7 protein-coding genes are annotated in these 7,500 nt (G+C 58.1%); 3 read left to right on the top strand and 4 right to left on the bottom strand.

All coding sequences use genetic code 11. The annotated features are described in order from the left end of the window. Positions 1–443: hypothetical protein (locus ABJF76_RS15925; RefSeq protein WP_413822613.1), on the top strand; the 443-nt coding region annotated here is incomplete at its 5' end. Positions 444–609: 166 nt separating this feature from the next. Then, positions 610–1,902 (top strand): serine--tRNA ligase, encoded by a 1,293-nt coding sequence (gene serS, locus ABJF76_RS15920; protein ID WP_413819415.1) that lies wholly within the window; start codon positions 610–612, stop codon positions 1,900–1,902. On the opposite strand, the gene ABJF76_RS15915 is transcribed toward serS, so the two are convergent. Then, the gene (locus ABJF76_RS15915; RefSeq protein ID WP_413819416.1) at positions 1,894–2,997 is read right to left on the bottom strand and encodes a DUF2235 domain-containing protein; all 1,104 of its coding nucleotides are present in this window, start codon (positions 2,995–2,997) and stop codon (positions 1,894–1,896) included. The two genes, serS and ABJF76_RS15915, sit on opposite strands and share 9 nt — an antisense overlap. 103 nt (positions 2,998–3,100) lie before the next feature. Between ABJF76_RS15915 and ABJF76_RS15910 the strand changes: the two genes are divergently transcribed. Beyond that, positions 3,101–3,796, top strand: coding sequence for a hypothetical protein (locus ABJF76_RS15910; RefSeq protein WP_413819417.1), 696 nt, complete (start codon positions 3,101–3,103; stop codon positions 3,794–3,796). Here the strand turns inward: ABJF76_RS15910 and der are convergent. The 3 genes from der to ABJF76_RS15895 form a co-directional block, all read right to left on the bottom strand. Continuing rightward, positions 3,793–5,259 (bottom strand): ribosome biogenesis GTPase Der, encoded by a 1,467-nt coding sequence (gene der / locus ABJF76_RS15905; protein WP_413819418.1) that lies wholly within the window; start codon positions 5,257–5,259, stop codon positions 3,793–3,795. The genes ABJF76_RS15910 and der overlap by 4 nt on opposite strands. Before the next feature lie 80 nt (positions 5,260–5,339). After that, positions 5,340–6,731 (bottom strand): PQQ-binding-like beta-propeller repeat protein, encoded by a 1,392-nt coding sequence (locus tag ABJF76_RS15900; protein WP_413819419.1) that lies wholly within the window; start codon positions 6,729–6,731, stop codon positions 5,340–5,342. Beyond that, complete coding sequence (locus ABJF76_RS15895) at positions 6,724–7,395, bottom strand: tetratricopeptide repeat protein (protein WP_413819420.1); 672 nt, start codon at positions 7,393–7,395, stop codon at positions 6,724–6,726. Before ABJF76_RS15895 ends, ABJF76_RS15900 begins: the two co-directional genes overlap by 8 nt. Positions 7,396–7,500 lie beyond the last annotated feature (105 nt).

Below are 7,500 nucleotides of genomic sequence, written 5' to 3'. Positions count from 1 at the left end.
CGACCTTTTGGCGATCCGACTTAACTGGTGCATCACTAGGTTTCGCAATCATTTCTTTAGAACCCGGAGGTTTGTTCCAAGGCTTGCGAACGGCACACTCGTTACGCGGAGTAAGTTTTGTTGCAAGCGACTTGCGTGGTATGCATTATCTTGGCAAACCATCTCAAATTTCTGAAACGTTTGGCACCAAAGATACCCAGCTGCATTTGAATGTCAGAGCCAAAAAGCCTAGCGATTCAGAACTGAGCACCTTTCACGTTTTTAAAGACGGTTCTCCAGAACAACAAGATGAAGTCAAATTTCACACACTTAAGCACGGTGTTTTATCCACAGGGTATCAGCACTGGTCGCCATACGACTCTACGGATGGTGCAACACATTCATACTATGTTGATTTTTTGAAAGAACTCGGCATGGACAAGTGGCCTTACATTGACTCGTAAAGTGGCTGACCTCCTCCGGTCGGAACGAATAACCCCTTAACCAAAAATACACCAAACCCGTGCACACCCTGTGCGCGGCAGATGTATCGCCATTCCCCCCTTTTCCAAAGCCGCACAATCGGGCATATCAGCGCCACTGCCCAACGGGCCAAAAAGGACCAGACCCATGCATGACATCCGCGCTATCCGCGAAAATCCCGCCGCTTTTGACGCCGCCCTTGCGCGGCGCGGTGATGCGCCGGTGTCATCCTCCCTGTTGGACATCGACGAAAAACGCCGCGCCTGCATTCTGGCCGCCGAAACCGCACAGGCCGAACAGAACAAAGCCAGCAAAGAAGTCGGCGCCGCCAAGGGTCGCGGAGACGAGGCTGAATTTGAACGCCTGCGCGCGCTTGTGTCTGAAAAGAAAGCACAAATCGCGCAGATGCAGGAACAGGCCAAGGCGCTTGATACGCAATTGACCGACGCGCTGGCCTATATCCCCAACTTGCCCGCCGACGATGTGCCCGATGGCAAGGATGAAGACGACAACGTCGAAGTGTCCCGCTGGGGCACGCCGCAAGCCTTTGATTTTGCGCCGAAAGAACATTTTGATCTGGCTTCCGTCGCCCCGCACATGGATTTCGAAACCGCCGCCAAAACCTCTGGCAGCCGTTTTGTCATGCTCAAAGGGGCTGTTGCACGTATCCACCGCGCGCTGGCACAGTTCATGATCGACACCCATGTGGACAAGAACGGTTTGCTCGAAGTAAACTCGCCCGTGCTGGTGCGCGATGATGCGATGTATGGCACGGATAAGTTGCCCAAGTTCGGCGAAGACAGCTATCAAACCCGCGAGGGCATGTGGCTGGTTCCCACATCCGAGGTGCCGCTGACCTATTCCGTGGCTGGCGACGTGCTGGATGCAAAGGCCCTGCCCATTCGCATGACCGCCCACACTCTGTGCTTCCGATCCGAGGCCGGCAGTGCGGGGCGTGACACCTCTGGCATGTTGCGCCAACACCAGTTCGAAAAAGTCGAAATGGTGTCCGTCACGCACCCCGACGACAGTGATACAGAACAAAAGCGCATGTTAAGGTGTGCCGAGAACCTGTTGGAACTGCTGAATATTCCATATCGCACGGTTGAATTGTGCACCGGCGACACCGGCTTTGGCGCGCGCCGCACCTTTGATATCGAGGCGTGGTTGCCCGGCCAAGATGCCTACCGCGAGATCAGTTCGGTCTCCACCACCGGCGACTTTCAGGCGCGCCGCATGAACGCCCGTTTCAAGCCTGCAGATGGTGGCAAGCCGCAGTTTGTGCACACGCTGAATGGATCCGGTTTGGCCGTTGGGCGCTGCCTGATTGCCGTGCTGGAAAACGGCCAGCACGCGGATGGGTCGGTGACATTGCCCGACGTGCTTGCCCCCTATTTGGGTGGCAAGACGACGCTGGGCGTGGACGGCACCCTATCCTGAGAAAAAGCGCTTTAGGCTGAGCGGGCGATAGTCTGGCAGCTCTGCCAGACGCTGGCGCGTGGTGTCGTGCAGGTCGGTGTCTTTGTCCGGCCCACTGCGCCACGCCAGCAAGTTCGTGGCGATTTCATAGACTCCGCCGGGATTGCTCAGGCGCGCCGATTCGAACCGGTGATCCGCGCCCTCAAGCCCCGGCGCTGTGCCGGAGCGATAGTGCAAATCAGGCGCTCCTTCGAGCACCCAGTGCATGGTATACCGCGACAGCGCGTCCGTTTCTGCACTGCCCCCGATGATCGCGTGATCGCCCACAAACCAGCTTTGTTGATAAGGCAGGCCCGTCGGCCCTGCCCCCGCTTGTGCGTTTAAATCATTGGTATTTTCCCACAATGTAGGTTCAAAAAACACCCGCCGCTCGTCTGACGCGACAGCGTGGCGGGCCGAAGCCACAAGGCTTGATAGCGTCATGTCGTGAAATTGGTATTGGCGGTTCCAGAACGCGGCAAGGCCGCCAAACAACGCCACAGGAATGCCGCGCGCCCCGACAGTGTCCCAGACACCAAGATAGGCGATCTTGACCAGTGGTACATCGCCGTCCCGTGCCTGTTGATCCTTAAGCGACGTCGCAAGTCTCGGCGAAATCGCCGCGCGTTCTTCGATCATGTGAGGGGTGTCGGGATGGTTTCCGGCCCCACCCGCACGATAGACCCGAAAGGCACGCTTGATGCCACTGACCGAGGTGTCGTCAACGATACCGCATTTACGGATCATCCCCGAAACAGAACGCGCCGTGAATGCACCGCGCGAAAACCCGAACAAATAGATTTCGTCCCCCGGTTCATAGACTTCGGCGATCGCCATATAGGCTGCTTTAACCTTGGCACCCAAACCCCAGCCTGTCGCCCCGCCCAGCACACGGTTCACACCGCGCCCAAGAAAGGTTTCGAACCGTTTGTCGTCGTTCACTCCCACGCCCGAAAAATATTTCACCACTTGGTCCGGCCCCGTATCCAACGCCAATGCCAGTTCAGGCAAATGGGTGGTATCGGCGATGTCGGGCGAATTCCACGTTCCATCACACAGAACAACAATGCGTTTCACGGATAAAAATCCTTGTTTGTTAAGGAGGTTGGCATAGATAATGTAACGAAATCATAGGCACAGGGCGTGCCTTGGTAAAGTCCATGAAGGGGTCAGGAATTCCATGCCTTTGCTCATACTGCTGCTGACGATTGCCTTTGCGGCCTCGACCTTGTGGGTGCCTGACTTTGGTGGCTTTGAACCCAATCGCTTTCCTATTCCGCAGAATGATCCGGCGGTGCAGCCTGCAGGCTATGCCTTTGCGATCTGGGGGGTGATCTATCTGTGGTTGCTGGTTTCTGCCGGGTATGGGCTGTTTCAGCGCCGCAATGCGCCCGATTGGGCGGATATGCGCCCTGCGTTGGCAGTGTCTCTTGCTGTGGGTGCGATCTGGTTGCCTGCCGCTGTGCTTAGCCCAGTTCTGGCAACGGTTCTGATTTGGGCGATGCTGATCCCGGCGTTGATTGCGCTGTTTCGCGCGCCGGTGTCGGACGCGACTTGGGCAAGCTTGCCCATCGGGCTTTATGCCGGGTGGTTGAGCGCTGCATCTTGTGTCGCCATTGGGTTATTACTGGCAGGCTACGGCGTGTTGGGTGACGTCCCGACGGCCATTTTGATGATAGCTATTGCGTCTGTGCTGGCCTGCGTCATACAGACCCGGCTGAACCGCGCGCCTACCTACGGGATCGCGGTGATTTGGGCGTTTGTCGGCATCATGTTTGCCGCCCCGCCCATTGTCGGCATCGTTGCCTTCATCGGAATGGCGGCCGTCGCGCTCGCTACATTGCGCGCAGCCGTCGCTATGGGGCGCCAAGCTTAACGTTCGTTGCGACGCGACGCCGAAGTATGTTTACGCAGTTTGCTTGGCGGTGCCTTCTTGCGACCCTTATAGGGGTTCGCGTCATTCTGGCCGCGCATAAAGATACGGATTGGCGTGCCCGGCATATCAAAGTCCAACCGTAAGCCGTTGACAAGATAGCGATTATAGCTGTCCGGCATTTTGTCAGGATGGCTGCACATCACCACGAAACCCGGTGGGCGTGCTTTGACTTGGGTCATATAGCGCAGCTTGATCCGCTTGCCTTGGGGCGCGGGCGGCGGGTGTGCCTCAAGCATACCACTCAGCCAGCGGTTCAGTTGTGCAGTGGTCACGCGGCGGTTCCAGACGTCATAGGCGCGCATGATTGCGTCGTGCAGGCGATCAATGCCGCGCCCGGTTTTGGCCGACACAGTGATCAACGGCGCACCTTTCAGCTGTGGCAAAAGCCGTTCAAAGCTTTCCTTGAGATCGCGCAGCTTGGCTTGTTTGTCTTCTTCGACGTCCCATTTGTTGATGGCAAGCACGACGGCCCGCCCTTCGCGTTCTGCCAAGTCGGCAATGCGCAAATCTTGCTGTTCAAACGGGATTGCGGCGTCCAGCAACACAACCACGACTTCGGCGAATTTCACCGCACGCAGACCGTCGCTGACGCTGAGTTTTTCCAGCTTTTCCTGCACCTTGGCCTTTTTACGCATACCCGCAGTATCAAAGATACGCATGGGCGTGCCGTTCCAGTCGGTGCGTAAGGAAATCGCATCGCGAGTGATCCCGGCCTCGGGGCCAGTCAACAGGCGGTCTTCGCCGACGATCTGGTTGATCAGCGTGGATTTGCCTGCATTGGGGCGGCCCACAACGGCAACCTGCATCGGTTTGGCGTTGGTGGGCATCGGGATGGCGTCAAGGTCATCCTCGTCCTCATCCAGATCGACATCGACCTCCGGGTCTGTGTCCTCAAGGCTTTGTTCATGCAGATCCACAAGCGGCTGCAATTGGGAATAAAGGTCGTTCAACCCCTCGCCGTGCTCTGCAGACATGCGGATCGGTTCGCCCAGACCAAGGTTATATGCCTCAAGCACACCCGCATCTGCCGCAGCACCTTCGCCCTTGTTGGCGGCCAACAGCACATGGGCAGACCGTTTGCGCAGGATGTCGGCGAACACTTCGTCCGTGGCCGTAACGCCCGTGCGCGCGTCAATCATGAACAAGCACACATCGGCCATATCAACAGCCCGTTCCGTCAGGCGGCGCATACGGCCCTGAAGGCTGTCGTCGGTGACTTCTTCTAAGCCCGCCGTGTCGATCACAGTGAATTTCAGGTCAGCCAAACGCGCTGCACCCTCGCGCAGATCGCGCGTGACGCCGGGCTGGTCATCGACCAGAGCAAGGCGTTTACCCACAAGGCGGTTGAAAAGCGTCGATTTACCCACATTGGGGCGGCCGACAATAGCAAGGGTCAGGGTCATGGTGACGTCCAAAGGATCAGATCAGAGGCCGCACATAGACCATAAGCGCGCCCGCGAAAAGGCCGCAAACGCGATTGCCTTTAGCGATAGGCCAGCAATTGGCCTTTGCGCGACACAACGTAAAGGGTCTGACCCGCCACAACCGGTGCAGTCGAGGCACCACTTGGGATGTCAACGATGCCTGCTAGCTTTCCCGAGACGGGGTCAAAGCTGCGCAAAACACCATCCGAAGACGCAACCAATATGCGCCCGCCGGCCAGAATTGGACCGTGGTGGGCAAAGACTTCGGATTGGCGGGTTGGTCTGTCTTTGACAAAATTCGGCAGCGGCGTGCCCCAGATGCGCGTGCCGTCGTTGGCATCAAGGCGCAGCAATTCGTTGCGATCACTGACCAGAAAGACGCTGTCGCCCACCGGCAAAACCGTATCGATGGCACCTTCATTCGCAGTCCAGATCCGTCCGCCACTGCCTGCGGATACGGCGACAGTGCGCCCAGATTGGTTGCCCACGTAAATAACGCCATCCTTGGCGATTGGACGGCCCGTCACATCACTGATTTTAGACAAAGCGCGCCCATTGCGTTCGCCCACAACTGACGATTGCCAGCGTTGCAGCCCGCCTTGGCGGAATACCGCCTGAAGATCGCCTGATCCGAAGGAAAAGACTGCCAACCCATCGACCAGAATCGGCGCAGGTGCACCCAAAATGTTGGTCGCACTTTCGGAGGTCGATACCTGCCAAGCCACGCGGCCATTGGATTTATCGAGCGCCCACCCCGTGTTGTCCCCGGACATGATATAGACCAGATCACCGAACACAGTCGGACGCCCCGACGCCGTGCCATCCAGTTTCTGTTCCCAAATCGTACGGCCCGTCGAGGTCTCAAGCGCTTTCAGCGCGCCAGCGCCGCTTGCGACATATAGAACGTCGCCCTCAACCGCGAGGCCGCCGCCCGTCGAATCGCCGTCCTCGGCGCCATCAGGCAGAACATCGACCTGCCAGAGCAACGCGCCCGATGTGGATACCGCAGACACCGTCGTCTTGGCGTCCAGCGTAAATATCCGCCCACCCGACACGACAGGGTCGGCCACGATACGGTGTTTGCGTTCATCACCCTGCCCGATGTTGACCGCAAAAACAGGCGTCAAAGATGTGTTCAGGCGTGGGTTGTCGGTGCGGAAATCTTGTGTGCCAAAGCTTTGGGTCGCATTCGCGTTCGCCACTTGTGCTGGCAATTGAATGGTGCGCGACGCTTGGGACACGGCTGCGGCTTCTTCGATGCCGGTTTGGCCTTGGCCAGTGGCAAGAATCGCGTTGATGCCTTCACGCTTACCCGGCAGGATGATTTCGCGTTCCGCGCAGGCTGCTAGCATCACCAGCGTCAGTGCGCTCAATCCCAGCATGCTCCGTTTCGATTTGACCAATGTGGTCTGCGCTCCGCCCTGCGTCATCGCCGCGCCCTCTTTATTCATTCGCGCTCTCTTCAAGCTGAGGCGCACCACCCAAAGCCACCATTGCCTGAAGGGCACGGCGTTGCAAGCCTGCGGTCGCCTCTGCATCGTCTAGGATACTTTGGAAACGGGCGATTGCGGCCTCTGAATCACCGGATTCGATGTCCAATAGTGCCAGCTGCTCTTCGGCCAACAGGCGCAGGCGGACACCCGGCACGGCCAAAGCTTCGAACCCGGCACGGCGCGTCGCGCTATCGACGGAATCGGACTGCACCAGCAACGTTTTGAAAGATGCGACCTGACGGTAAATCAGCGGCACATCTTGATTGCTCGACACAGATTGCAAGGTTTCAGCTGCCAGCGCATTTTCGCCGGCTTCTGCTTGTGCTCCGGCCGTCATAAAGGCCAAAACCGCCGCGCCTTGCGGCGTTTCGGCTGTGATGTCCGCCAATGAACTCGCGCGATCTTCGTCTTCGTCTTGGGACAGGGACGCAATCATTGCATCACCCAAGGCTTCGGCCTTGGCGGCCTGTTGCGCGCTGCGAAATTCGGAAAAACCAGCAGCCCCCACAACTCCGACGATCGCCAGCGCGGCAATCCAACCATAACGCTTGAGATAACCGTAAAGACGATCCCGGCGCACCTCTTCGGTGACCTCTTCAATAAAGCTGTCGGTGTCGCTCACGCCCCGCGCTCCCCACGTTTGCGGCGGATTTGACCCACGCCCGCGTTGTTTTCGCGCCCCTCTTAGCGCGCCTGCGAGGCCAAGCCAAGGGTGACAAATCAAGCA

Source organism: Tateyamaria sp., assembly GCF_039940735.1.
Taxonomy (GTDB): domain Bacteria; phylum Pseudomonadota; class Alphaproteobacteria; order Rhodobacterales; family Rhodobacteraceae; genus Tateyamaria.
Note: the sequence above shows the minus strand (reverse complement) of the source record. Positions and strands in the feature narration are given on the sequence as shown.

Coding starts and splice junctions, on each gene's coding strand:
- serS (WP_413819415.1), top strand. CDS start 610: ATGCATGACATCCGCGCTATCCGCGAAAATCCCGCCGCTTTTGACGCC.
- ABJF76_RS15910 (WP_413819417.1), top strand. CDS start 3,101: ATGCCTTTGCTCATACTGCTGCTGACGATTGCCTTTGCGGCCTCGACC.
- ABJF76_RS15900 (WP_413819419.1), bottom strand. CDS start 6,731: ATGAATAAAGAGGGCGCGGCGATGACGCAGGGCGGAGCGCAGACCACA.
- der (WP_413819418.1), bottom strand. CDS start 5,259: ATGACCCTGACCCTTGCTATTGTCGGCCGCCCCAATGTGGGTAAATCG.